Below are 25,228 nucleotides of genomic sequence, written 5' to 3'. Positions count from 1 at the left end.
TATGAAATCGATATATAACATATTGTTTATTTCTTCTTTGCTGCTTCTTGGTTTGTCCGCGTGTCGCAAAGATTTGTTGAATCAGAATCCAACAACAACGCCAAGCTCCGAAACGTTCTGGGTGGACGAAAATGACGCGCTTGCTGCGTTAATGGCGAATTATTCTATATTTAGGCCTTGTTTTGATCGCGACTATCATTTTGATGGACATGGAGATTACCTTAAAATGTACAATACTGGTGCGGCGCCTATTTCATTAACGGTCAATAGTCCGATGAATTATGGCTCTGGTGCATCGGCAATGTACAGAGCATTGTATGGATCTATATTCAGTTCTAACTTTGTGATCGAAAATACCAATGCGCGTTTGTTGCCCGTAGCAAAAACTGATGCTGTAAAACAAACCCTGGAAACTATTGTGGCGGAGGCCAAGTTGTTGCGCGCCATTGCATACTTTAGATTGATTTCCCTATGGGGTGATGTGCCTTATTTTTATAAATCGGCGCCAGCTCCCATAGAGGCTGATACGGTGCGGAGAATGCCTATTGGACAGCTGAAAGATTCTATTATGGCCGATTTGAACTATGCAGTGGACAAATTGCCCAACAAGGGGTCTGCAATTGGTCGTGCCGGTAAGCCTGCTGCATTGGCCTTTCGTGGTAAGTTTCAATTGTACTGGGGGTCGTGGAAGAAAAATGGATGGCCTGAATTGGATGGATTTGTACAATCTGCTGCAGAGGCTAAAACGGCATATACTGCGGCCGCTGCGGATTTTAAACGTGTAATCAATGATTTTGGAATCAAAATGTTTAGAAATGGTGATCCAGGTCAATGGGGTGAATTGGGGAAGGCTGATGTGCTCCCAAATTATTACTATATGTTTATACCTTCTACGGGCAACTTGAGCCAAGATGAGGAAATGGTCATGGTGCTTACCCACGGCGGTGTGGGAACAAAACAAAGTGAGGAGTACCAACGTGTATGGACGGGGCCATTGGTATCTTTAGGACAGAATCAAGCGATTCCGCGCTATGAATTGGCCGACCGTTACCAATCTACCGTTACGGGAGATTTCTTACCAAAGATGGTTCAGCTAGATCCGGTTAAAAATCCTGCAGCACGTACTACGGCAAATTCAGCGGTGAACCCTGAGTCGTACCGTAATCGCGATTATCGCATGAAAGCGACTTTGTTGTGGGATTACGAATTGATTATGAGTATGAGCCCTACGGAGACCACAGGTTATATTCCCTTTGTCTACAAAACTTGGGGAGCTGCGGTGACGGTTAACGGCGTCTCCTATAAAACTTCCTTTACCGATAATACCACAAATCTCTCGGGATTGCAATCGCGTAAATTTGTGCGCAATTATGGTGGCGTGGCGCGTAGTGATGGAAATTACAATTGGCCTTTGATGCGCATTGCTGACGTATACCTGATGTATGCTGAAGCAACCAATGAGATTGGTGGTCCACAGGCGGATGCAATTGATTTGGTTAATAAGGTCAGGCGTCGTGGTAACCTACCTGCGCTTGCTGGAGCTAAAACCTCTTCTCGTGATGCATTTTTTGATGCTATAGAGCAGGAAAGAATTGTTGAGTTGTTTGGCGAAGGGCAGCGTGCGTTTGACTTGAGGAGATGGCGTAAACTGGAAACAGTATTTGGCAAACCTTATGGTGATGGAAAATGGTTCCAGGATAGTTTTGGAAATAATTGGGAACGCTTTTTTTTCAATGAGTCTGAATTGACTTATCAAAAGTGTTATATCTATCAAATTCCGGAAACAGAACGTTCGCGGAATCCGAATTTAACACAAAATATACCTTGGAAATAATATGGTAACACTTGACTGTAATAAAATGAAATATACATTATTTTTAATCGGTATGCTGTTCGTTAGCTTGTCCGGTTGTAAGGATGATTATCCAATGGATGAGGACGGTTTGTTGATCACGACCAGGTCGGAATGTTATGTCAGTAGTTTTGAACTGTTGGGCGCCGATTTTCAGACGGTACGTACAAAAGCTGCGTTGGTGGATACCGTTGAGCAAACCATAAAAGTGGAGGTGCTCTTTGGTACGGATTTGAAAAATCTATACCCACAGTTTTCATTGGTCACCGATGCGGTGTTAGATCCTAAGATTTTAGGAAAACAGGATTTTTCCAATTTGGATACGCCACGTGAATGGACTGTCGTGTCTGGAAATAGAAAGGTTCGTAAGACGTATAAAGTTTATTTGACAGTACAAAAATAAGTAAGCTGATGAAAACAAATTATTTAAAAATAGGGCTGTTGTCCATCGGATTTGGGCTCTTGTTGTTCGGTTCTTGTAAAGAAGAAGCTTATGAAATTCCAACAGCAAAAGATGGTTTGCAAAACGATATTATTAAGCGCTCTTTAGGGCCTAATGTGGTTGGGGCTACCATAGATTTTGCTTATGCTGCGGCGATTTTGCCAGATCAGGGGAAACTTACATCAATTTCTGTAGAAGCCAGTATTTCGGGTGATGAGGGTACCGTGCTTGAAAACAAATCGTACTACACCAGTAGTACAGGGGCAGATATAGGTGTTGTTGTTGGCGACCCTGCTGCAGTAAATGGGAATAGCATGGAGGTGAAATTTACAAAAGATACCTCCGCTTCAACGCTGCGTTATAGCTACAAAATACCGGCAGCAGCAAAAGGTAAATCGGTCACTTTTACGTTCAGGGCGAGGTCCAGTAATGGGCAGGAAATTGCCTTGAAGACCGAAGCTTATGCGATTCGTAATATGGATATGGCTTTGGACTTGATCGGGAAAGACGGCGCGGCCTGCTTTTTTTCTGTGGCCGACCTAAAATGGTATACTGCTACCGAAGCGGCGGCAAACCCGGATAAGATTGATTTGATCTATTTGTACCGGGCATTGCCAACGGTGACTTATGCACATTCTTTGGTTGCTCCCACGACGGATGCCAGTTATTTGCCGAGCTTCACCTTGCCCGTGGGACTGACAAATAAAACGAAGATCGTGAAGGCTTGGACTGTGCGCGATCAACAGTTGGCGCGATTGCAATACAGTGTATTTGTGGACGATGTGGATTTGAAAGATAAATCGTTCGTAGATGCGCCAGATTTTGCGATTAATTTAAAAGCTGAATCAGGAATATGGCTGCAAACGGCTGATGGTAAATACAATGCTTATGTATTTGTCAATAGCGTCAATAATACCACGAAAGAAATGAAGATCAGTGTAAAAAGGTTGCAAGTAAAATAAAGATATGGGTGCAAGGATATGGCTAAAAGTTAAAGGTACTTTTCTGGGGATCGCTTTTATGGCGACCCTTGGAACGTCCTATGGGCAGCAGGCAAAGGTTACTTCGATAAAGGGAAATGGACAGCGCCTGCAGGTGCAGGTGGATGTTCCGACGGCTGGTGTCTATACCTTGGTTTCTGAAGGTGAGGTTATCGATTTGGATAAAATTAAGGCGGCAGATAAAACAGGTATGATGACGCTGTATGCAATGATTGATGTTCGCGCTGCACGATCGACCAAACGGATCGTATTTGACAGCTTTAAAGGTGCGAAGCAAGATCTTGGTAAATTTTATTTTGAGAAAGGGAAGCAGACGGTCGGTATGCAATTGCCAGCTTATTTTAAGATTAAAGCTGTTTCGATCAATGCCTTTGTGCCTCCGGTTGCGCCAGCTGCAGCAGAAAATTATAAACCAAAGATTGTTCCTCCCGCAGGTCACCCGAGGCTATGGGTTAACAAAGAATCATTGCCCGTCGTTAAGGGGCGGTTGGAAGAAGCGGAGCATCTGGAAGCTTGGGGGAAAGTGAAAACACTTGCGCAACAACCTGTTCAATTTATTTTTGATCCGAATAAGGAAATGTTTTACGATGAAAAGCTCGAGCGTGCTATTGAATCAAAAGCGTTTTATTACCTCATGTCCGGTGACGAAAAAATAGGCAGGGAGGCGGTAAGGCTGGCAGATCAATACTTGACGATGTTGGAGTTCGGGAATGTTTCCTATGGTGATATTACACGCGAGTTGGGACGTGCAATTTACACGGGTGCACTGGTGTATGACTGGTGCTACGCATTATTGGATGTACACGTTAAGACCAGTCTGCATAAAAATATGATGCGTCTGGCTCAAGATATGGAAATTGGCTGGCCTCCCTTTTTTGGTATCGAAAGTATTATCAATGGGCATGGGAATGAGGCACAGGTGTCGCGCGATCTGCTGGCAATGAGTATTGCTTTATATGACGAGGATCCTGTATCTTACAAGTATACTTCGTATTCTATTTTGGAAGAATTGGTACCCATGCGCAAGTTTGAGTATCAGTCTCCGCGCCATAATCAAGGTGTTGATTACGGTGGCTATCGTTTTGGGTGGGAAATGCATGGAGCCTGGTTGTATTATCGCATGCTCGGTTATCCGGTTTTTGACGATAATATCAAGAATATGCCCTATTATTGGCTGTATATGCGCACGCCTGACGGAAAAATGTTACGCGACGGCGATATGTTCAATGTAAAGTACAACAGCAGTGCTGATTTTTATTGGAAAAATCCACAGACCATGCTGCTTTGTTACGCCTATTCAGGCAATCCGGTAATTAAGGCTGAGTTTGTCAAACAGGGCGGTTTGCCTGACAATCCAATCTTGTTCCTCCTCTTGGATGATCCAAAATTGAAGCCTGATTTTGACCGTGAGAAAATGCCGTTGACGAAAGATTTTGGACCTATTTTAGGGTCTATGGTTGCCCGGACAGGCTGGAGCGAAGAGAACGGAAGTTCCGATGTGGTTGCAGAAATTAAGGGGGGCGGTTATCATTTTGGCAATCATCAGCATGCCGATGCAGGTGCACTGCAGATTTATCATCATGGTATTCAGGTTGGTGATCTTGGGCTGTATCTTTCGTATGGTTCCCCTTATGATTTTAACTTTAATAAACGGTCGGTTGCACACAGTATGCTGTTGGTGCGTGATCCTGCGGAACCGCTTTTATTCAGGACCAAAACAAACGATGGTGGGACTCGGTTTAGCCAGCGTTTTCCGCGCACGGTTGACGAGGTGTTAAATGATTCCTGGTACCATACCGGAGAGATCAGGGCATCCGCATTTGGTGACGATCCCATTCAGCCGAGCTATAGCTATTTCAATATGGATCTAACGGCGGCATATACGGCTAAAGTGAAATCCTATGCAAAAAGTTTCCTGTTCTTGAATTTAAAGAGAAAGGATGTGCCTGCTGTCATTGTCTTATTGGATGAGCTTAAGACCAATGATAAGAAATTCGAACCCTATTGGCAGATCAATACGCTTGAAAAGCCTGTACGAAGTGAAACAGGTTTTGTGTTGAGCAGTAAATTTAAAAACGCAGCCGGTTCTACTTATGTTGATTTGCTGAAGCCACAGTTAAAAGAGTGTGCGGTGAAGTTGTATTCGGGTGATTCAACTGCTTTTGTTTTTGGTGATCTTTATCAGGTCAAGTCTCCTTGGCCAGAGGCTAGGGGAACACGGATTATGGTTTCACCCAAGCAGGAAAGTGATCAGGCCAGTTACGCTTCGGTCTTTCAGATGACGGAGAGTGGCTCTTCAAAATTACCGGTGTATTCGGAGGAAAAAGCGAATTATTACCTCATAAGAGTGGCTGATCGTTTACTGGTGGTGGCCAAGCCAAATCAATATCTTGATGAGCCCATTGAATTTGTGGTACCGGGAGATCAACAGTATGAAGTTGTTGTGGTCGGTTTGAAAGATGGTTTCTGGAATATGAAAAGTTCATTAAAAAATAGTAGCTTTAATATAAATGTCCTGAAAGGGAATCATACAACCAGTTGGAAATCTAAAGCCGAAACTATTTATTTGTCGCCGGGAAGACAGTATGGAGCCCAAGAGGGAAAGATTAATTAAAGAATACATTGTTTAAATTTTTTTAATGATTTTGTATTCTTATTTTTGCATAAAATTGTATACAATATGAAAGAGGATTCGCTTGCCTATAAAGTTTATTTAGAAGTACGTAAGAAAATTTTGTCCAGTCAGCTGTCTGGCGGGGCAAGATTGGTGGAGAGTGCTTGGGCGGATAAGATGGCGGTGAGTAGAGTGGCTGTTCGTGAGGCTTTTATGCGTTTAGCAGGGGAGAGTCTGGTTGAGTTTGGTGAAAAAGGTGGCTGCTTTGTGAAGAAAATGACGGTCGAAGATGTGAAGGATATTCGTGAGCTGCGTGAGCTGTTGGAGATAGGCGCATTAAAGATTCTGTTTTCAAAGAAAAGTAAAGAGCTTATCGAAGATTTGGAACTGATCTGCAACGATTTTTCCGACATGGTCAGTAAAGGCTATTATGGTGGCGCTTGCGAGGCGGATGTTCGTTTTCATGAGCGGATTATTGAAGGAACTTGCAATTCAAGGTTGATTTCCATTTACAAGAATAGTAACATCCCCTTATTCCATATGAAACTCGGGGCTATTATGGGGCAGATGGAAGATTACCTGGATACGGAGAAGGAGCATCGCGCTATTGTTGATGCGCTGAAAGCGGATGATTGGAATAAAGCGTATACCACCCTGGTTCATCATTTGGATCGGGGCGAGCAAGAGGCGTTGGAACTGGTTTAATGTTTTTTTGGATTTTTATAGCGGGTCTATTGTTTACAATAGACCCTTTTTTGTGCTGTCCCACTGCAACAATTGCCCTTTTTCAGCTTCTGTAATCATAAGTCCCTGAATGCCTTTTGGGTCTAAAGCACAATTCGTTGGATTCTTCCCCGGTGTAGGTATTTTCTCGGTCGTCTTGTTTTTGGTATCAATGGATAGGATATGTTGCGATCCATAAATCGCTGCAAAAAGATAATTGTCGTGCGTGAGGGCTATGCCGTCCGGGCCGATACTACCGCCTGTTTCTATGAATTTTTCGATGTTTTCCACCTGTTGTGTCAAGCTGTTCCAGTGCATTTTCCAGATCCATTTTGTGCCTGTTTCAGCGACAAAAAGCGTACGGTTGTCTGCTGCAAAGGCCAATCCGTTTGGGTAAAAAAGGCCTGTGTGGATCTTCGTAAGCGCACCATGTTTATGTAGACAGCAGATGTAGCCTGTGCCATCTTCCAGGTCATTTCCCGGGCAGGAGAATAGTAGGTTCCCTTCGGTATCAAAACATAAGTCGTTGGGCATTTTTAATGGCTTTCCTGCGATTTCCGTGACTATTGTCGTCGTGGTTTTGTCGAAGGGATCATAGCAACGGATGCTGTTTTGTTGTGAGTCGCAAAACCATATTATGCCATTTTTATCGATTGCAATTCCGTTGGGATGTCCATTCACAGTTATTCTGCTATACTGATTGTCTTTGTAATAGATCAAGTTTCCTGCTTCTTTCTCCACAAGCCATAGGCCACCCTCCCGGTCGAAAGCGGGGCCTTCTGGAAAAAGAAGTCCTTCAATGAGAATGTTCATTTTTAAATATTTTAAAATTTATTTTAAATGTATACAAAAATATTGTAATTTGGTATACATAAAATAAGGTGTATTTAAATACAATTTATTGATGACTGCAACATGTGTGGCGGTGATCGTCCAATTATAACAATAACAAATAGCAAAACTTTTAATAGGCATGCAAGAAAATGAAAAATCAGCCGCGATACTGCGGGAGAATGCAAGATGGATACCTGGTGGAGTGGTATCGTTAAATCGGAAGTCAGATCCGAATATCTGCTTCGTCAAAGGGAATGGTAGTTTGGTCGAAGATATTGATGGGAACAGCTACATAGATTATCAGGCTGGATTTGCAGCATCCTTTCTGGGGCATAATGATCCTGACGTGAACGCCGCAGTGTTACAGACATTGCAGGAACAGCAGGTATTGATGGGGGCTGGGCCAACGTTACTGGAAGGTGAGTTTGCGGAGCTTTTTTGTCAGTCTGTTCCTTCGGTGGAGAGCGTTCAGATTACAACTACAGGATCGGAAGCGACTTACCATGCGATCCGTATTGCCCGTGCAGTAACAGGGCGTGATCATGTGATTGTTATGCAGGGGGGCTACAATGGCTGGCATAACGATGTGGCCTGCAATGTGATCAGTCAACGTGCAGATGTTGGCTCATATCAAAGTCCGGGGGAATATCCATTCGATTCATTAAGTGCTGGCGTTCCTAAAAATCACAGCGATTTAGTACACATTGTCAACTACAACGATTTGGAAAGTGTGCTGTATGTGGTTCAAAAATATGATGTTGCCTGTATTTTGTTGGAGCCTATTCTTCAGAATATCGGTATTGTGAAGCCAAAGGAAGGTTACCTGGAAGGCTTACGCAAGATGGCGGACGAGCATGGATTTCTGTTGATCTTTGATGAAGTGAAAACTGGATTTAGACATGCGCTGGGCGGCTATCAGTCGATCTGTGGTATTCAGCCGGATCTTTCAACTTTCGGAAAGGCGGTTGCAAACGGCTACCCATTGGGTGTTATCGCAGGAAAGAAAAAATATATGGATTACTTTGTAGATCCTGATAAGTCGAAGCGGGTGATGATTGCCGGTACTTTTAATGCTTTTCCTTTAACGACTGCGGCGGCAATTGCGACATTGAAAAAATTAGGCAGCTCCGAGCATCTAGTTTATGAGCACGTAGAAGCACTTGGTGCGCGTTTGGAACAGGGATATAACGAAATATTTCCTAAATTAGGCGTACCATTTTATGTCGCACGTCAAGGATCTGCCTTCTGTACATATTTTATGGACCATGCGCCAGTCAATTTTCATGATATTTTGGATAACCACAACTTTGAACTGGATACCCAATATCGTAAAAAGCTTATTAAAGAAGGGATTTTCAATTTCCCGGCACCAATTAAACAAGGAAGTATCTCCTTTGCGCATACGGAGGATGATATAGACAGAACGTTGGAGGCAACTGAACGCGTAATAAAAAGTTTGTAAACCCTAACTATGAAAATAACCGCTATTGAAACCTTTGTGTGCCATGCGCGCATGCGAAATTGGATTTTTGTCAAAATTATTACCGATCAGCCCGGACTTTGGGGCTGGGGCGAAGCCACCTTGGAATGGCATACGCAAAGTGTGGTCGGAGCAATCAAAGATATTTCTCAATTGTTGATCGGTGAAGATCCGCGTCGTATTGAATACCTGTGGCAGATGATGTATAGACAACACTTCTGGCATGGAAACGGGATCGTTCGTGGCACGGCCATCAGTGGTATCGACATCGCCTTATGGGATATTCTAGGTAAAATTCACAATGTCCCTTGTCACGAGTTGTGGGGAGGCCGTGTGCGTGATTATATCCGTTTGTATTGTCATTTAGGTGGAGGTCGCATGGAAGATTTTTATGAGACTGCTCCGGATGATGCCAAGCGATTTGGTGATCTTGCACTGAAAGCTGTTGACGAGGGTTTTACCGCTTTTAAATCGATGGCTGTCCCAGAGACAATGTCTTTGGAAGGTCTTCGTCCAATTAAATATGCTGAAGCTTGCGTGAAGGCGATGCGTGACGCTGTTGGCGACGATATTGATATTATGGTGGATTGCCATGCGCGGCCAAGCCCACGTATGGGGATGCAATTTGCGAAAGCATTGGAGCCTTACGGCCTGTATTTCTTTGAAGAGCCATGCTGGCCAGAGACCATGGAAGATATTGCCTTGATTCAACGGGCAGTGACGACACCTATTGCTTCAGGCGAACGTTTGATCGGAGTGCATGCATTTCGGGATATGCTCGAGAAGCGGGCAGTGAGTGTGATTCAACCTGATATTACCCATTGTGGCGGTCTCTCTGAAGCGCGTAAAATTGGAGCCTTGGCAGATGCTTACCGTGTATCTATGGCGCCACATAACCCTCAGGGACCTGTGAGTACGGCCGCCTCCATTGAGCTGGGATTTGCAACACCATCCTACATTATTTGCGAAAGTGTGCATAAGGACGTTGAATGGCGCCAGGACGTGGTTACCGAAGGGTTTACAGTTCAAGAGAAAGGGCGGATTGTTCTGCCGAATAAGCGCGCTGGTTTGGGTATTGAAATCAATGAAGAAGAGGTAAAGAAGCATCCTTTTCAACAGGAAATATTGCAGCGAACCTTCTATAAAGACGGTAGTGTAGGCGATTGGTAGTCTAAAAATAGCGATAATGGAGGAATATAAGAATAAAGTCGTATTGATCAGTGGGGGACTTGGTGATATCGGAAGGGCTATGGCTGAAGCATTTTTGACCCAGCAGGCAATTGTATGCATCTCGGATCGGTTTGAACCACATGTGGCGAGAGAGCGATGGTCCTTGTTGGATGACGCTGGAGCACGTTTGTTTTATGATCAGGTCGATGTTGCAGACGCCAGGCAGGTGGACGCCTGGGTGAAACGCATAAGGCAGGAGTTGGGCGCAATATCCATCTGTATCGCGAATGCTGCATGTGTCACTATTAAAGATTTCAGCACGTTAAGCAACGAGGAATGGAAGAATGAAATGGCCGTTAATCTCGACGGTTCATTCTTCCTGGCGAATGCCTGTGCGAAGTCATTTGTGGAGACTGAGCTTGCGGGCTCGATCATTTTTATGGGTAGCTGGGCTGCACACGCCGTACATCAAAATTTACCGGCCTATAGTGTCTCTAAGGCGGGCCTGCGTATGCTTTGTCAGGCCATGGCTCTTGAATATGCAGCATACGGAATTCGTGTCAACGAAATTGCACCAGGCTATGTCAATGCCGGGCTGAGCAAAGTGGTCTGGTCATCAAACGCCGAACTTCAAATGAAAGCAAAGGCTGTGGTGCCACTTGGCCAGATTATAGAAGCCGAAGAGGTTGCTAAACAGGTGCTATGGATCTGTTCGGACAATTGTAAACATATGACTGGTACCGCAATCGTGATGGATGGTGGACTGTCTTTGATTAGACCTTAACGTATGCAACAGAAAGACCTCTTGAAAGAAACGACGGGTAGTTTGTACGGACGATTTGGACTTAGCCAATGTGATATTACTCCACCGATCGGCATCTATTCCCGTAATTGGGGGGCGGCTGCATTTGACCAGGCAACGGCTGTTCATCAGCCTTTGATGATGCATTGTCTATATATGCAATCCTGCGATGGCTTGCCTGCAATTCTGCTAACCGCTGATTTAGGCTGGTGGAAAAATGCCGCTGATGAACAAAATTTACGATTAGCATTGCTCAGTCATTTTAATCTGGCTGAATCGCAGCTGATTTTTGCGCTATCGCATACTCATGCGGGGCCTAGTATCTGTTCGACAGATGCTGCGGAACCTGGAGGTGAACTGATTTTGCCTTACCTTGAATTCCTCAAACAGCAGGCGATATCTTGTGTTGAAATGGCACAAAATGGGCTATTTAAGGGAAGTCTAACCTGGAACTATGGTGTATGCGATTTGGCCAGCAACCGCGATCTGGAAGTGGATTCTCATTATCTGATTGGTTACAATCCATTGAAAGAAGCAGATACAACCTTGTTGGTCGGACGGTTGTATGATGAAACTGAAAGCTTAAAAGCGGTTATTTGTAATTATGCCTGCCACCCAACCAGCTTTGCTCACGAGAATGATCTGCTCTCGCCCGATTTTGTCGGCGAAATGCGAAATACCGTAGAGCGCTCGTTATCCGTGCCTTGTCTTTTTTTACAGGGCGCATCAGGTGATTTAGCTCCACGGAGACAGTATGTAAAGGATCCAGCACTGGTCGAAGCCAACGGAAAGCAGTTGGGTTATGCTGTTCTCGCGACGCTGGCGCAGGAACAGCATAGTCATAAAAACTGGGTTTTTAAGGAATCCTTGATTTCGGGGGCTCCACTGGCCTGTTGGGGATTTCGGAAACAGACCGCTCCAATCGATTTTAAGCAAAGGGTATTATCTGTTAAAGTGCCTTACAAAAAACTGCCTAGTCCCGAAGTAATTTTGAGTGAATACGAACGCTGTACGGATCGTGTTATGAAAGATCGCCTTTGGCGGAAATATAATACCCGTAAATCCATTGGAGATCAACAGGAAGCTATTATTCCGGTGTGGATCTGGAAAATGGGAGATGCCGTGTTGGTGGCGCAGGCCAACGAAGCCTATTCCTGTTATCAAATCGAAGTGAGAGCCGAATTTCCAGATCATACGATCGTTTTTATCAATATCGCGAATGGCTATGTGGGTTACCTCGCACCGAAGGAGCTTTATGATAAGGATATTTATGCCGTGTGGCAAAGCCCCTATGCCAGCGGCGGTCTTGAAATACTTATTGAACAAACTAAATTAGGAATTCAAACATTATTGACCGATGAAACTCGATTGGATTGATGTCGTTATTTTTGCCGTATATATTATTGGTATAGTGGTATTGGGCTTATACGCTTCGAAAAAAAACTCCGCCTCGAAGCGGGATTATTTTCTTGCGGGTGATAAGCTGCCCTGGTGGATGATTGGCGGAAGTATCATCGCCGCAAATATCAGTAGCCATCATCTCGTTGGCGCTATGGGGGCTGCTTATAGTCGCGGTTTTGTCGCGATTACCCTGGAATGGGGAGCGATTCTAATCGGTTTTAATGCATTATTATGGATCTTTCTCCCTTTTTATATCCGCAACGGTTTCTATACGATTCCTGAATACCTCGAAAAAAGATACGGTAACGCTACCCGCGTGTTGTACGCTATTTTGATCTTGTTTACCTATGTTTTTGTGGAGATTGGGGCCGTTCTTTATTTGGGCGGTCTGTCGCTGCACGCTTTATTCGGCATTCCTATTTTATACAGTATTTTTGGAATGGCAATTTTGACCGGTTTATATACCGTTTTAGGCGGCCTAAAAGCGGTGATATGGACGGAGATGGTACAGCTTGTCATTTTGGTGCTGGGTGGAATAGTGTTAACTTTTGCTACCATTGATGCGGCAGGAGGTTTTCAGTCTGTGGTAGAATCCTCCAAGGATTGGAAAATGTTTTATCCCGCATCTGATCCTGACTTTCCCTGGACCATGTATTTAGGCGGACTGTTGTGTATCAGCGTATTTTATTGTGCTACGAACCAATTTATTGTGCAGCGCGTATTGGCGGCAAAAAATGAATGGCATGGGCGCATGGGTGTCATCTTTGGTGACTATCTTAAATTTTTGGTTCCTTTGATTATTACTATTCCGGCATTGGTGGCTCCAAAATTCCTGCCGCATCTCGATCAGCCCGATTTGCTGTTTGCAACACTCGTGGAAACCTTATTGCCCAAAGGTTTGGTTGGTTTGGTGATGGCAGGGTTAATTTCGGCCATCATGTCCCATATTTCAGGAGCGATCAATTCCTGTACAACGATTCTGACCGTCGATATCTACAGCCAGTATATTAATAAAAATGCAAGTGACTACGAAGCAGTCCGTTTTGGTAAGCGCGCCGGAGTCGCTATTATCGTGCTCGGAATCATGAGTGCGGTTGTACTGATCAGTTATTCGGATAAACCAGTTTTCCTTTATTTGATGAATCTATACGGTCTTTTTACGCCAGGTATTGCAACGATGTTTTTAATGGGGGTGTTTTGGAAAAGAACCACATCGCAGGGTGCTTTGACAGCAGGTTTACTAACAATTCCCCTTTCTTTACTTTTGGAATACACCTTACCTGAAATGCCATTTTTTAATAGAACAGGTATTGTATTCTGGACTTGTATGATTGCTTGCGCAGTGGTCAGTTTGTTGACACCTGCGGTCTCAGAAGCAAGGTTAAAAAATCTTGTGTTGACGGGCGAGTCTTTTCAGGTGCCGGATCAAGATAAAGCCGCTTACCGTGGATTTCGAAATCCGACCTTATGGTGGATAATTATAACGGTGTTGGTGCTCTATTTTTATGTACGTTATTTTTAGCTTAACTTGTTGAAGTGTTATACTTTTAAAACTTACCCAGATGATCGACCCAATACTGAAAGAATTAAATGCCAAGATAGAGACCATTTTTCCGAAAATCGTTGCAATACGCCGACATATCCATCAGCATCCTGAATTGTCTTTTCAAGAATATGAGACAAGCGCCTATATTCAGCAACAACTCAGTGAGTTGGGTATACCATTTGAGATTGTCGCTCAAACAGGTGTTGTGGCTGTACTGACCGGTCAAAAATCGGCGAGTGATGATATTGTGGTATTACGGGCAGATATTGATGCTTTACCGATAGACGAGCAAAATGATGTGGGATATAAATCGAAGAATAGTGGTGTCATGCATGCTTGTGGCCATGATTTTCATACGGCTAATCTATTGGGGGCAGCGTCTATATTAAATGATTATAAAACGGAGTTTTCCGGTAAAATTGTTTTGCTATTTCAGCCTGCTGAGGAAAAGATTCCTGGCGGAGCGATTCAGGTTTTGGAATCCGGGATTCTGGAATCTTTTGGTGGAACGATTAAAGCTGTGCTGGGTTTACATGTAAGTCCTCGTGTTTCTGTAGGAAAAGTCGGTTTACGTTCCGGGCGATTTATGGCCTCGAGCGACGAGTTCTATTTCACTATTAAGGGACGTGGCGGCCATGCTGCGGAGCCACATCGGGCTGTTGATCCCATTATGATCGGCGCGCAGTTACTCACCACATTACAGCAAGTTGTCAGTCGGAAAGCCAACCCTGATGTACCGTCTGTATTGACCTTTGGTCGTTTTATTGGAGATGGTGCTGCCAATGTTATACCCGAGGAAGTCAAATTAGCCGGAACATTTCGTACAATGGATGAGGTATGGCGCAAGGAGGCGCTGGAAATGGTTGCTGAAATAGCGGCAACGCTTCCCGTGTCGCTTGGTGCAAAGGTAGAAGTTGAAGTCCGGCATGGTTATCCCGCGCTTTATAATGATCCCGCGTTAACGCAAAAAGTCAAAACAATTATCGCGGAGACGATGGGGAATAGTGTGCCACAAGATCTCGAAATCTGGATGGCAGCGGAGGATTTTGCTTATTATTCTTATCGTTATCCCGCATTGTTTATGTTGATAGGCACAAATAATGACGATTCTACCACACAACATGGCCTTCATAATCCACAGTTCAATCTGGATGAAAAGGCTTTCGAAACATCAATAGCTGTTTTGGTCAATGCAGCTATTTCTCTTTTGAATGAATCAAATGAATAGAAAAAAATTCTTGATGTCCTCCTTTGCATTTGGATTATCCTATGCCGTTAATGCGAATAACAAGGTGTTATCGAGGCATGATAACGTAAAAAAGATTGGGATCATTGGGCTAGACATTACACACGCTGTTGCTTTTACAAGAGCGATTAATACGGCTGCTAGCAATCATCCCTATGGAAAATTCAGGGTTGTTGCGGCTTATCCCTATGGAAGCAAAACAATTCCCTTAAGTATCGAGCGTATTCCGAAAATTACAGCGGAAGTGCAACAGCTCGGTGTTTCGATTGTATCAAGTATTGCCGAGCTATTGAAAAAAGTAGACTATGTGTTTTTGGAGACAAATGATGGAAATCTTCATCTGGAGCAGGCACTTCAAGTAATCAAAGCTAAAAAACCTTTATTTATTGATAAACCAATAGCGAATTCCTATAGGGACGCTTTCCAAATTTTTCAAGCGGCAAAAAACTACGGTTGCCCTGTTTTTTCATCAAGCTCCTTGCGTTATATTAGCGGTCTTCAGGAATTGGATAGGACTAAGGTAATAGGAGCAGACGTCTATTGTCCGGCAGTAACGGAACCTTCACATAAGGATCTGTATTGGTATGGCATCCATGGGGTCGAAATGTTATTTGCATTGATGGGACCGGGATGCCGCTCGGTAAAAACTATTCAGGAACAGGGTACTTCGTTTTATGTTGGGGAGTGGGCGGATGGAAGAATTGCCTCACTTCGGGGCATTCGTGAGGGGAAGGATGATTTTGGTGGAACGGTTTTTTTGAAAGATCAGATTGTCCATTTGGGACAATTTATGGGATACGGCCCATTGTTGGATAAGATCCTTCCGTTTTTCGAAACAGGTGTAAGTCCGGTTGACGAAATGGAAACCCTGGCAATATGCGCATTTATAGATGCAGCCGAAGAAAGTAAATTTAATGGTGGAAATGCCGTTCAGCTTCAAAAATAGGAGGCGAGCTCGCTTAATAATTACTCGTCACCGTAATCAACAATGGACTATTAAAAATTGAGGCGGGTGATATGACCGTTTCATTCAGCGGAACATTGTTACCATAACGTTCTTTCAGCTTAGTTTTCACTTCGGGGCTGCTTAAATCAAAATCTTTCAGTTTTTCAAGCTTCCCAACTTCGATGCCTGCTCCACGCTGGTATATTTTCCAGATCAATTCCGAGCAGTAGATCTTATCGTCTGACCATTCGAATGTCGCGTCGTAATTTTTTCCGAGAAAATCTTTGCCGATTGCTTTCATTTTGGCTAGTTTCGAATTGGTCAGTACCTGGTCTGCATTTTTGAGGCGCTTGACCGCGTAATGCTGCTTTTCGCCACGCTGAATCCAGTGTTCTAACTTAGTTACAGTTACGGGCTGTACGGCTTCCAGTACGTAAGGTTTGCCCTGCTCGTAAAAAATAATCCCACAATGGGAATACGGAGAACGCGTTGCTAATTGGATTGCCTTGCATTGCGGTGAAATAGAAGACTGAAAGATCATATCGCCATCGTTGAACTGGGGTAGTTTTGAATTAGCCTTCGATTGCTTAGGAACCACTGGCTTTTTTTGCCCATGAACTGGCAATGTCAGCGCTGCGGTGATCACAAGATAACTAACAAGAGATATCAGGTAAATAAGTGTCTTTTTCATTGTTTTATTTATGATTTACTGAAATAGTTTAATGATTTTCTTTGATTTGCTCCTTTCGGCGAGTTGAAAAGCAGATAATACGTCGGATTCATACTGATATACTTTCTCTTTGGCGGCACCTTTCTGCAAAAGATACTCTATGGCTATGTTGTTTTTCATTAAGATCGCTTTTCCTAGTAGTGTACATTGTGTGAAGCTATAATCCGCTTTAACTTCATCTATACCCAGACGGTTCAGATTATTTAAAGAGCTTTTACGGATAAAATCCATGTCGTTTTTTTCTATTGCCGCCTTCAGTATTTCGAAATCATCGACTTGTCTGTTTCTGGTCAGAAATAAGTGATGAAATTGTTTGGCAATAGCATACTGATCCTTTTCTAAAATCCGATGAATGGCATTGCTGCTAAATTCTTCTACCGTGGAAAATCCATGCAGCTGACTAAAAAATAAAAGTATATTTTCAAAAGGGAGCTTGGTTGCTTCCACCTGCATTAGGCCGTCCAAATCGTTCGTGTCGAATAAGTTCTCCATGTGTCTGAGACTGTCCAAAGCGATGAATTGAAATTCAGGTTGATAGTCCGCGAGCCAATTGGAGGATTTGGATATGACAAAGTTGTTATCAGTAACCCTATAGTTGATGGCGGTAGCCGGTTCGGCATAGTTGATTATTGTTATTGTGCTGTCTGATAGTTCATAATATTTTGAACGAAGATGCTCTGCCGTTGCGGTCGGGAAAAGTCTGTTGAGATTGACCTGTATAGCGTATACGCCCATCGTGTCGACAGGCAAATTATAACAAAGCGTCCCTTGGTCCGTAATGTAAAAAGGTAGTCTGTTTCCTGTCTGCTGCTGTGACTGAAAAGAGATCTTGTTTTGATATGCAAACAACGATGTTGCAAGACCGGCTAGTAAGTAAAGAAGGCAAAGACCTGTTTTTAACCCTAAGCGATTCATTGGATAAAATGATAGCATGACTAATCGTGGTATTGTTCTAAAAACTGATTGATCTGATTGGTTAATCCAAACGATTCGGTTTCCAGTAAGTTGATCTCAGCTTGTATCTCAAGTGTAGTCGGCGATAAGATTTGTTTTTGATAGACCTGAATATCCAGTTCCAAAACCGCTAATTGTAATGCTAGAAGCTGTTTGCCTTCTGTTGTATGGAGTTGTAGTTCATTAAAAGCATGTTTTAATCGTTCCAATTCAGCGATTGATTTTTGGACGTCATTTTCATCGGCCTTGCCAAAGTTTGGATAAGCTTCTCCTAATGTACGAAAAGCATCCAGGTATTCTTCCTCCGACATTTCGTAAATATTCGAATATAACATATTGTACGCATCGATGGCGTCATAGGTCTCCGCATCCATTAAGTCTTCGCGATAGTCCTCGACCAATTGTTTGATGTCTTGAGATTCAATCTGTAAAATTGACTCAATATCCTGTTTGATAAGATTGGCTAATTCCATGCTTTATGCTTAAGTAATTCAAATTCTTTGTTAGCACATTGTGGGCTGACAAAGAATTTTGTGACTTTGGTATAGACAAAGATCATGTTTTATCGCAAAATTTCAATCCCTATAATCAGCTAATTTTTATTGGAACTGTCTCTCAGCGGTTTTTTATCACCTGAACATCTCCTATAGGCCTGTGCAGTCAATATTTCCATCACATTTTTCTGTCTTGTAGGACGTGTTTTCTTTCTACCCGTTAATAAAACAAAGAGCGGGAAGCCGTAGTAGCAAACAGGGATCAGAGCGGTATCAAATTCGACCTTTTAACATTGTTTGTTCAGTGCTTGTTCAGTGATGGCTCAATATATACTGTATAATCAATGACTGATCACTGTCTAAGTATTGATTAAAAATTGTTATTAGATATGACTTGGTATGCGTATGTTTCGATCTAATACTTATCTTGATTAGCTATACGCTAATCAGGAAATCAGTTTCATGTTCACTATTTAGAAATGGGGGATGAATTTTGCGTTACGCAGTTTTATTTAAATTATTTAACTTATAATCAGTATTTTATGTATTGTTTTTTGATTTTATGAGTAAAAAGTACTCAATATATTTTGCAAGCTTAAATTTAATCTTCATATTTGTTGAGTAAAAAGTACTCAATAGTAGAAAGCAAAATTAAAAGCTATGATTGTATTAAATAAGCATCAGATAGTCACAGAGCAATTTCCAAATGGGGAAACAAAAGTGAAAGATTTTGATCAGTTGATCTTAAAGAACAATCTCATTGAATTTACTTATCAGGAGGACGGGGATTTAATCCGCTTGCTTTTTGTCAAAAAGCGATTGGATGAAACCGAAGCTGAAACTTGTCGGTTACTAATCCGTTATATGCCTTATAGCCGTATGGATCGCAAAATTGAAGGTGATTTATTCACATTGAAATATGTGTCGGAGTTTATCAATAGTTTGCAATTTGATACGGTATCTGTTGTCGAACCGCATTCCAATGTGACGCTGGAGCTACTGGCGAACAGTGGTGGGCTTTATCCGGCATTGGACTGGTTGCCACAATTAATGGAAAAACTTGATTTTTCGGAATCAGATCGGATTGTTTTCCCGGATAAGGGAGCCGCGGCACGTTATATCAACAGTGGCTATGAAAATAGCTGTGTTTTTGAGAAAAAGCGGAACCCACAAACAGGCCGGATCGAAGGGATGGAACTTAAGGCCGGAGATATTCCGCTCGGCGCAAAATGTATTATTGTCGATGACCTGTGTTCGGCAGGGGGAACATTTCTTTGGGCCGGGAAAATATTGAAAGAAATGGGAGCCAGTGCAGTCTATCTTTTGGTCACGCATTGCGAACCCCGAATTTTTAAAGGGAATCTGCTGGATGATGATTCACCGATAACCAATGTCTTTACCACCAATTCTATGATGAATACCAAGCACCCCAAAATAAATTATATCAACTTAACGACTGAAAGCTATGTTTAAATCAATGAGCATGAATCCAATACTTTGGACAGATGGTTATAAATTGTGTCATAAGGATCAATACCCTGCACATACGCAATGGGTTTATGAGACTTGGACGCCACGTATGTCCCGCATAGAAGGCATTAGTCATGTTGTATTTTTTGGATTACAGGGGGCCTTGGCCGAAATCACGAATTCATTTGATGCAAACTTTTTTGCTCAACCGGAAGAAGAGGTCGTGGCGGCTTACGAAGAGGCAATAGCAGCTGTTTTTGAAAATACAAACGTGAAGTTCGCATCGATGCATGAATCGAAACATATTCGCGACCTACATCGGCTGGGGTACCTTCCAATTAAAGTAAATGCTTTGCCGGAAGGTAGCCTGGTGCCTATTGGCGTGCCAATGTTTACCATTGAAAATACACATCCCAATTTTTTCTGGCTTCCGGGTTATCTGGAAACACAATTATCGGCCTATATCTGGTCACCGATGACAGCAGCGACAATTGCAGATCGCTATAAAAGATTATTGACGGGTTTTGCCGAGAAAACGGGCGACGTCAATAAAGTCTTTACCCAAGCTGGTGATTTTTCCATGCGTGGCATGGGCTCTCCTGAAACGGCTTATCGTACAGCTGGGGGGCATCTATTGAGCTTCGGTGTCTCAGCTACGCTTTCTGTTAGGGAATATCTGAAATCCTACTATCATGCAAAAAGTGATGTGATGATGTACACCCCGTCTACGGAGCACAGTGTGATGTGTTCCTACGGTGAGGATGAAGTGGAAGCATTTCGGCATCTGATCACCAAGGTATACCCAAGTGGAAATATTTCCATCGTATCGGATACATATGACCTCTGGAATGTAGTTGACAACGTATTGCCGAAACTGAAAGATCTTATTATGGCTAGGGAAGGTAAAGTTGTTATTCGCCCCGATAGTGGCGATCCTGTAAAAATTATCTGTGGTGATGTGGCATCTGATCGCAGTACCGTTCGGAAAGGTATCGTCGAACGTTTATTTGAACTTTTTGGCGGTACGACCAACAGCAAGGGGTTTAAGGAGCTGGATCCACATATCGGAGTGGTTTATGGCGATTCCATTACAGTGGATAGAGCCGACAAAATATGTCAAGGTCTGCTCGATAAGGGCTTTGCTTCCACCAATACCATATTGGGAATAGGCTCTTATACCTATCAATATGTTACACGCGATACTTTTGGTTTTGCGTTAAAAGGAACTGCCGAAATTGTCAATGGAGAATTTAAAGCAATTCAGAAACGTCCGGCTACAGATACGGGAAACTTTAAGAAGTCACAAAAGGGTATGGTGGCTGTGGTATTCGAAAATGATGAATTTCGTTTAATAGATAACCTGAATCCACAAACTATAGCTGAACTGGAAAGTAGAAACCTACTCCAAACCTGTTATTTGGACGGTGAATTTACACACACAACGCGTTTTGAAGAAATAAGGAATAGATTGAAAACTGAAACAATTCGAGTATATGGAAAATAGCGTAAACAAACCGTTTTTCATCCAGGATGAAAACGTTGCACAGTATGCACAATTGATGGCATCCTGGATTGCTCAGCAAGTGAAATCTGCAGGCCGTCAGGGACTTGTATTGGGGATGAGCGGTGGTATCGACTGCAGTGTTGTGGCCTGCTTATGCCGTCTGGCACAAGTAGATGTTCATTTGGTCATGATGCCCTATGGCAGCGATATGAATAATAGTAAAAGTCATCAGCATGCGATGGAGCTTATTCAGAAGTTTGATTTTCCGTTTCATGTGTTTGACATTCAGTCTGCTGTGGATGCGTTGGCAATTCATCAAGAACAATTTGTCGCAGAAGCTACAGCCGCTAACCGCGCCTTGAGCCTTGCAAATATTCGCCCACGTGTTCGCATGACGTATTTGTATCAATTTGCGCAACTGGGCAGCAGATTTGTTATTGGTACGGGAAATATGGCCGAAGCTACAGTCGGTTATTTTACGAAATGGGGCGACGGCGCCTACGATCTGAATCCGTTGGCAATGGTTACCAAACAGGAAGTATATACCTTGGCAAAATACCTGGGCGTACCCGAATCTATTCAGTATAAAAGTCCGTCTGCAGGCCTTTGGGAAGGACAGACAGATGAAGATGAACTGGGAATGACTTATGCGCAAATCGATGGGTTTATTTTGAAAGGTACATCGGGCAACCCGGTTATAGATGAACTTATTCGTAAACGTATACAACAATCTGCGCACAAGTTTGCAGCAGTGCCTACGTTCAAGGGTTAATTTTAACTAGTTAAGGCAATCGGCTAGTTATGGCAATCGACGCAAGCACTTCATAGCGGCTAACAGGAGACAAAAACTATGCTTTAATGAAGATGATTTTTAACTGGAAGAAAAGTTTAATGGCTTCATCGTTTTGCGTAATAAATGCGGCGTTGAAATAGATATTGATTAAATAAAATGAATAGCATGATAATACCATTTGATCAGATTGTCGATGTGCAGCATATTGCCAGCGGCAAAAGTGATAATATACCGGCAATGCTGGCATTGGCAGAAAAGGAGCAGGTCCGGCCTGCGGCTTTGGACCTGAAAAGGACGCTGCTTTTGGCAATAGATGTTCAGAACGATTTTATGGAATCTATTGGGAGTCTTGCGGTCAATGGTTCCAAAGCAGATGTTCAGCGTCTAACACAATGGATGTACCGTAATTTGGGCTCCCTGACACAAGTGATGTGCAGTCTTGATTGTCATTCGATGATGCAGATTTTCCATGCCGATTGGTGGCTGGATACGGAAGGAAATCATCCGGAGCCATTTACCATCATTCGCTATGCTGATGTCAGCGACGGTATCTGGCGTGCTGTGAATGGCCATACAGCCTTAGCGCTGGATTATCTTCAGCATTTGGAAGCCGAGGGAAAAAAACAATTGTGTATCTGGCCATATCACTGTCTGGAGGGGACCTCTGGCGCACAGCTTGAGAGTCAATTTACGAATATGCTCTATTTTCATAGTACTGTGCGTCAGGTAAAACCGATCTTGGTTTACAAAGGACAGGATCCGAATACGGAAATGTATGGTATTATTAAAGCCGAATATGATGGTAATAAATTCGTAAACCATGCTGTACTTGAAGCAATACGGGCACACGATGCCATTTATATCGCGGGAGAGGCATCAAGCCATTGCGTATTGGCTTCGGCGGTGCAGATTTTGGAATATTTTGAACATGATCGGTCCATCACCTCCCGTATTACCTTATTGATAGACTGCATGTCGCCAATTGCCGGATTTGAAGAGCAAACCCTCCTGCAGTTTGATGCTTTAAAAGAAAAATATGGGATACAGATCAAATTGTCAACCGAAGTAAATTTGTAGCACATGACTGCCTCTGTAAAAAAATATGTATATGAATATCCGAGGCCTGCGGTAACGGTTGACTGTGTGATCTTCGGCTTTGATAAAAACCAACTTAAGGTATTATTGACCAAACGGGCAATAGAACCTTTCTTGGGAAAATGGGCTTTTCCTGGCGGTTTTATTCAGGAAGAAGAAACCGCCGACGACTGTGCGCTTCGTAAACTGCAGGAGGAGGCCGGTCTAAAGGATATTTTCCTTGAACAGCTTTATACATTTTCAGACTTAGCACGTGATCCGCGCGGAAGAGTGATCAGCATTGCTTATTATGCGCTCGTCAAGCCTGAAACGTATATCTTGGAAGCGGGTGCGGATATTGAAGCTGTAAAATGGTTTGGCATTGATGAAAACAAAGACCTCGCTTTTGACCATAAACAGATCTTGAATACCGCCATCGAAAGGCTCAAAGGGAAAATACGTTATCAGCCGATCGGTTTTGAGCTTCTGCCCGAACAGTTTACCTTGCCCGATTTACACAATTTGTATGAAACTGTTTTGCAACGGTCAATTGACCGTGGGAATTTTCGAAAAAAAATCCTCAGCATGGGTTTATTGATCGACCACAGCGATAAGCAGAAAGATCGGCGTGCCAGGGCTGCGAAGATTTATAGTTTTGACAGGGTAAAATATAAAGAACTTACTGAATCGGGGTTTTATTTTGAAGTATAAGTAGAACAGGTGGAGCAGGCAGAAATGAAATAATTCGTATAAGGTCATTTATTAATAATCGGGATTGTTTTATTCTCCTGATCTGTTGCTATTCGTGAACAGCAACGAAATTAAGCCGGTGCTAACCCTGAAAATCACCACAATCATGTACTTCAAATTGATCGATCAAAGATTTCTGGGTGTAGTATTTTGCGATACGTTTATTCTTTAGCAACAACGAATCCCCTTTGATTTGTAATTCGAAAATAGGCTCTTTCTCTACTCGCTTGAAGATAAATTCATTGTGCTGGGTCTTTATGATTAGGCCTGTGTCGTTGCTGATAGCGGTAAATTCTTTAATCTGATAGATTTCATTGGAATCACAGACATTGACCAAAAGCAGCTGTTTTTTATTTATTTTGATTTCTGCAAGATCACAGGCATAACATATTCCTGAAAATTCGATACCATATTTCTTGAAACTATTTTTGCTCTCCGGCTGAAGAATATCAATCGGATAGAGCTGATTAAAAAGAGCCAAGTCATCATTGGATGTGGATTTCATCGCCTCCTTTTTCTGTAAAGTGTCTATACTGGCGGGGGTACTAACTGCAATGGCTGTTTTTTTAGCCTCATTCTTTTGTTGGCAGCTAAAAAGCAATGCTATACAGGGTAGAAAAATAGTTTTTATAGTGAACTTCATGGTTATTTTAGGTTAGTTGTACTTTTTTGAAATTGGTTATACTTGTTTTTATTCGATCTCGACCCATTTTTTTTCGAAATAGATCGTGCATACCGGTATATCGGTCGAATCGATGAATTTAGCTTGCACAAAATCACCCTTTGTGTCCACATATTTTAGTTTTGAGCCTTTACTGTCTAAGCCAGAGGTATCGTAATATGCACCCAGTTTGAGTTGAAATGGATTGTGTTCCACATCGTTGGTAAAGATGGAAAATAAAAGTAGTTTTTTTGAGCCTATATCTGCCTGCTCATAGCCAAAGAAGCGATGGTCTAAACGTATATTGGAATGTAGGCGTATGATGCTGTCTCGAGAAGTTAGGTTTACATAAGCTGTGGTGACTTCATCAGATTCCAGTACACTTTGCGCATTGGCATGGTCAATACTATCCAGTTTGGCGTGTTTTGGCAATGCGCTGTCTTTTAAGACAGTATCTTTGACTGGCCTTTCCGTCGTTTTTGCGGGTGCTAGGTGTGCTTCCTGTGGCTTTGATTTTTCCTGACAGGCAATTTGCAATGAAAGAAGTATCAATGCGCCGATATAATAACTGTATTTGAAATGATTCATTGTTCTTTCTGTTACAAAATCCAAACCAAAGTTGCCTAAAATAGGCTGAGAAAAAAATCCCTGTTTTCCGCTAAATGAAAAAATCGATAAATACGGTATTTTTACGGCATTCGCATGATTCTTGTCGTATGGGATGGATTAATGCGATACAAC

The 25,228-nt window shown here is 42.7% G+C and carries 23 protein-coding genes; 17 read left to right on the top strand and 6 right to left on the bottom strand.

The window, feature by feature from the left end; translation table 11 throughout:
• Nucleotide 1 precedes the first annotated feature (1 nt).
• From GVK91_RS11485 to GVK91_RS11465, 5 genes are all read left to right on the top strand, one after another.
• On the top strand, nt 2-1,834 hold the full coding sequence (locus GVK91_RS11485; protein WP_159728820.1) for a RagB/SusD family nutrient uptake outer membrane protein: 1,833 nt from the start codon (nt 2-4) through the stop codon (nt 1,832-1,834).
• 25 nt (nt 1,835-1,859) lie between these two features.
• Entirely contained in the window at nt 1,860-2,255 is a 396-nt protein-coding gene (locus GVK91_RS11480; protein WP_046676362.1) for a hypothetical protein, read from the top strand.
• An 8-nt stretch (nt 2,256-2,263) separates the two neighbouring features.
• Nucleotides 2,264-3,256 carry a DUF4466 family protein gene (locus GVK91_RS11475; RefSeq protein ID WP_159728818.1) on the top strand — a complete coding sequence of 331 codons (993 nt, stop codon included), beginning with the start codon at nt 2,264-2,266 and terminating at the stop codon, nt 3,254-3,256.
• Between the two features lie 4 nt (nt 3,257-3,260).
• Entirely contained in the window at nt 3,261-5,909 is a 2,649-nt protein-coding gene (locus tag GVK91_RS11470) for a hypothetical protein (protein ID WP_159728816.1), read from the top strand.
• A 66-nt stretch (nt 5,910-5,975) separates the two neighbouring features.
• Entirely contained in the window at nt 5,976-6,614 is a 639-nt protein-coding gene (locus tag GVK91_RS11465; RefSeq protein ID WP_153848019.1) for a GntR family transcriptional regulator, read from the top strand.
• A 33-nt stretch (nt 6,615-6,647) separates the two neighbouring features.
• Here the strand turns inward: GVK91_RS11465 and GVK91_RS11460 are convergent, their stop codons facing one another.
• Nucleotides 6,648-7,445, bottom strand: a complete 798-nt coding sequence (locus GVK91_RS11460) for an SMP-30/gluconolactonase/LRE family protein (RefSeq protein ID WP_159728814.1) — start codon at nt 7,443-7,445, stop codon at nt 6,648-6,650.
• A 160-nt stretch (nt 7,446-7,605) separates the two neighbouring features.
• Between GVK91_RS11460 and GVK91_RS11455 the strand changes: the two genes are divergently transcribed.
• The 7 genes from GVK91_RS11455 to GVK91_RS11425 are packed head-to-tail and all read left to right on the top strand — an operon-like array spanning nt 7,606 to nt 16,057.
• Nucleotides 7,606-8,928, top strand: coding sequence for an aspartate aminotransferase family protein (locus tag GVK91_RS11455; RefSeq protein ID WP_159728812.1), 1,323 nt, complete (start codon nt 7,606-7,608; stop codon nt 8,926-8,928).
• 9 nt (nt 8,929-8,937) lie between these two features.
• Nucleotides 8,938-10,116: a galactonate dehydratase gene (gene dgoD / locus GVK91_RS11450; RefSeq protein ID WP_159728810.1), complete on the top strand. Its 1,179-nt coding sequence runs from the start codon at nt 8,938-8,940 to the stop codon at nt 10,114-10,116.
• A 16-nt stretch (nt 10,117-10,132) separates the two neighbouring features.
• A complete protein-coding gene (locus tag GVK91_RS11445) occupies nt 10,133-10,900 on the top strand; it encodes an SDR family NAD(P)-dependent oxidoreductase (protein ID WP_228280296.1) in 768 nt (255 codons plus the stop codon).
• Nucleotides 10,901-10,903: 3 nt separating this feature from the next.
• Nucleotides 10,904-12,295 carry a hypothetical protein gene (locus tag GVK91_RS11440; RefSeq protein ID WP_159728807.1) on the top strand — a complete coding sequence of 464 codons (1,392 nt, stop codon included), beginning with the start codon at nt 10,904-10,906 and terminating at the stop codon, nt 12,293-12,295.
• Entirely contained in the window at nt 12,276-13,841 is a 1,566-nt protein-coding gene (locus GVK91_RS11435; RefSeq protein WP_159728805.1) for an SLC5 family protein, read from the top strand. The genes GVK91_RS11440 and GVK91_RS11435 overlap by 20 nt, the downstream gene beginning before the upstream one ends.
• Nucleotides 13,842-13,881: 40 nt before the next feature.
• Nucleotides 13,882-15,093 (top strand): M20 family metallopeptidase, encoded by a 1,212-nt coding sequence (locus GVK91_RS11430; protein ID WP_227550279.1) that lies wholly within the window; start codon nt 13,882-13,884, stop codon nt 15,091-15,093.
• Nucleotides 15,086-16,057, top strand: coding sequence for a Gfo/Idh/MocA family oxidoreductase (locus tag GVK91_RS11425; RefSeq protein WP_235032891.1), 972 nt, complete (start codon nt 15,086-15,088; stop codon nt 16,055-16,057). Before GVK91_RS11430 ends, GVK91_RS11425 begins: the two co-directional genes overlap by 8 nt.
• A gap of 13 nt (nt 16,058-16,070) precedes the next feature.
• On the opposite strand, the gene GVK91_RS11420 is transcribed toward GVK91_RS11425, so the two are convergent.
• Genes GVK91_RS11420 through GVK91_RS11410 form a run of 3 tightly spaced genes read right to left on the bottom strand, consistent with a single transcriptional unit; the run spans nt 16,071 to nt 18,214 of the window.
• Nucleotides 16,071-16,748: a YiiX family permuted papain-like enzyme gene (locus GVK91_RS11420; protein ID WP_159728801.1), complete on the bottom strand. Its 678-nt coding sequence runs from the start codon at nt 16,746-16,748 to the stop codon at nt 16,071-16,073.
• 15 nt (nt 16,749-16,763) lie between these two features.
• Complete coding sequence (locus GVK91_RS11415; RefSeq protein WP_159728799.1) at nt 16,764-17,702, bottom strand: hypothetical protein; 939 nt, start codon at nt 17,700-17,702, stop codon at nt 16,764-16,766.
• Between the two features lie 20 nt (nt 17,703-17,722).
• The gene (locus tag GVK91_RS11410) at nt 17,723-18,214 is read right to left on the bottom strand and encodes a hypothetical protein (RefSeq protein WP_159728797.1); all 492 of its coding nucleotides are present in this window, start codon (nt 18,212-18,214) and stop codon (nt 17,723-17,725) included.
• Between the two features lie 681 nt (nt 18,215-18,895).
• Between GVK91_RS11410 and GVK91_RS11405 the strand changes: the two genes are divergently transcribed.
• From GVK91_RS11405 to GVK91_RS11385, 5 genes are all read left to right on the top strand, one after another.
• Nucleotides 18,896-19,708, top strand: coding sequence for a ribose-phosphate pyrophosphokinase (locus GVK91_RS11405; RefSeq protein WP_159728795.1), 813 nt, complete (start codon nt 18,896-18,898; stop codon nt 19,706-19,708).
• Between the two features lie 10 nt (nt 19,709-19,718).
• Nucleotides 19,719-21,209 carry a nicotinate phosphoribosyltransferase gene (locus GVK91_RS11400; RefSeq protein WP_200845598.1) on the top strand — a complete coding sequence of 497 codons (1,491 nt, stop codon included), beginning with the start codon at nt 19,719-19,721 and terminating at the stop codon, nt 21,207-21,209.
• Complete coding sequence (gene nadE, locus GVK91_RS11395; protein ID WP_075991911.1) at nt 21,199-21,981, top strand: NAD(+) synthase; 783 nt, start codon at nt 21,199-21,201, stop codon at nt 21,979-21,981. The genes GVK91_RS11400 and nadE overlap by 11 nt, the downstream gene beginning before the upstream one ends.
• Nucleotides 21,982-22,167: 186 nt before the next feature.
• Nucleotides 22,168-23,079, top strand: a complete 912-nt coding sequence (locus GVK91_RS11390; RefSeq protein WP_159728791.1) for a hypothetical protein — start codon at nt 22,168-22,170, stop codon at nt 23,077-23,079.
• Between the two features lie 3 nt (nt 23,080-23,082).
• Complete coding sequence (locus GVK91_RS11385) at nt 23,083-23,787, top strand: NUDIX domain-containing protein (RefSeq protein ID WP_153847393.1); 705 nt, start codon at nt 23,083-23,085, stop codon at nt 23,785-23,787.
• A 121-nt stretch (nt 23,788-23,908) separates the two neighbouring features.
• Here the strand turns inward: GVK91_RS11385 and GVK91_RS11380 are convergent, their stop codons facing one another.
• The gene (locus GVK91_RS11380) at nt 23,909-24,469 is read right to left on the bottom strand and encodes a hypothetical protein (protein WP_159728789.1); all 561 of its coding nucleotides are present in this window, start codon (nt 24,467-24,469) and stop codon (nt 23,909-23,911) included.
• Nucleotides 24,470-24,517: 48 nt separating this feature from the next.
• Nucleotides 24,518-25,075, bottom strand: coding sequence for a hypothetical protein (locus GVK91_RS11375; RefSeq protein WP_159728787.1), 558 nt, complete (start codon nt 25,073-25,075; stop codon nt 24,518-24,520).
• Nucleotides 25,076-25,228 lie beyond the last annotated feature (153 nt).

It is taken from the genome of Sphingobacterium sp. 18053 (assembly GCF_902706145.1).
Taxonomy (GTDB): domain Bacteria; phylum Bacteroidota; class Bacteroidia; order Sphingobacteriales; family Sphingobacteriaceae; genus Sphingobacterium; species Sphingobacterium paramultivorum.
Note: the sequence above shows the minus strand (reverse complement) of the source record. Positions and strands in the feature narration are given on the sequence as shown.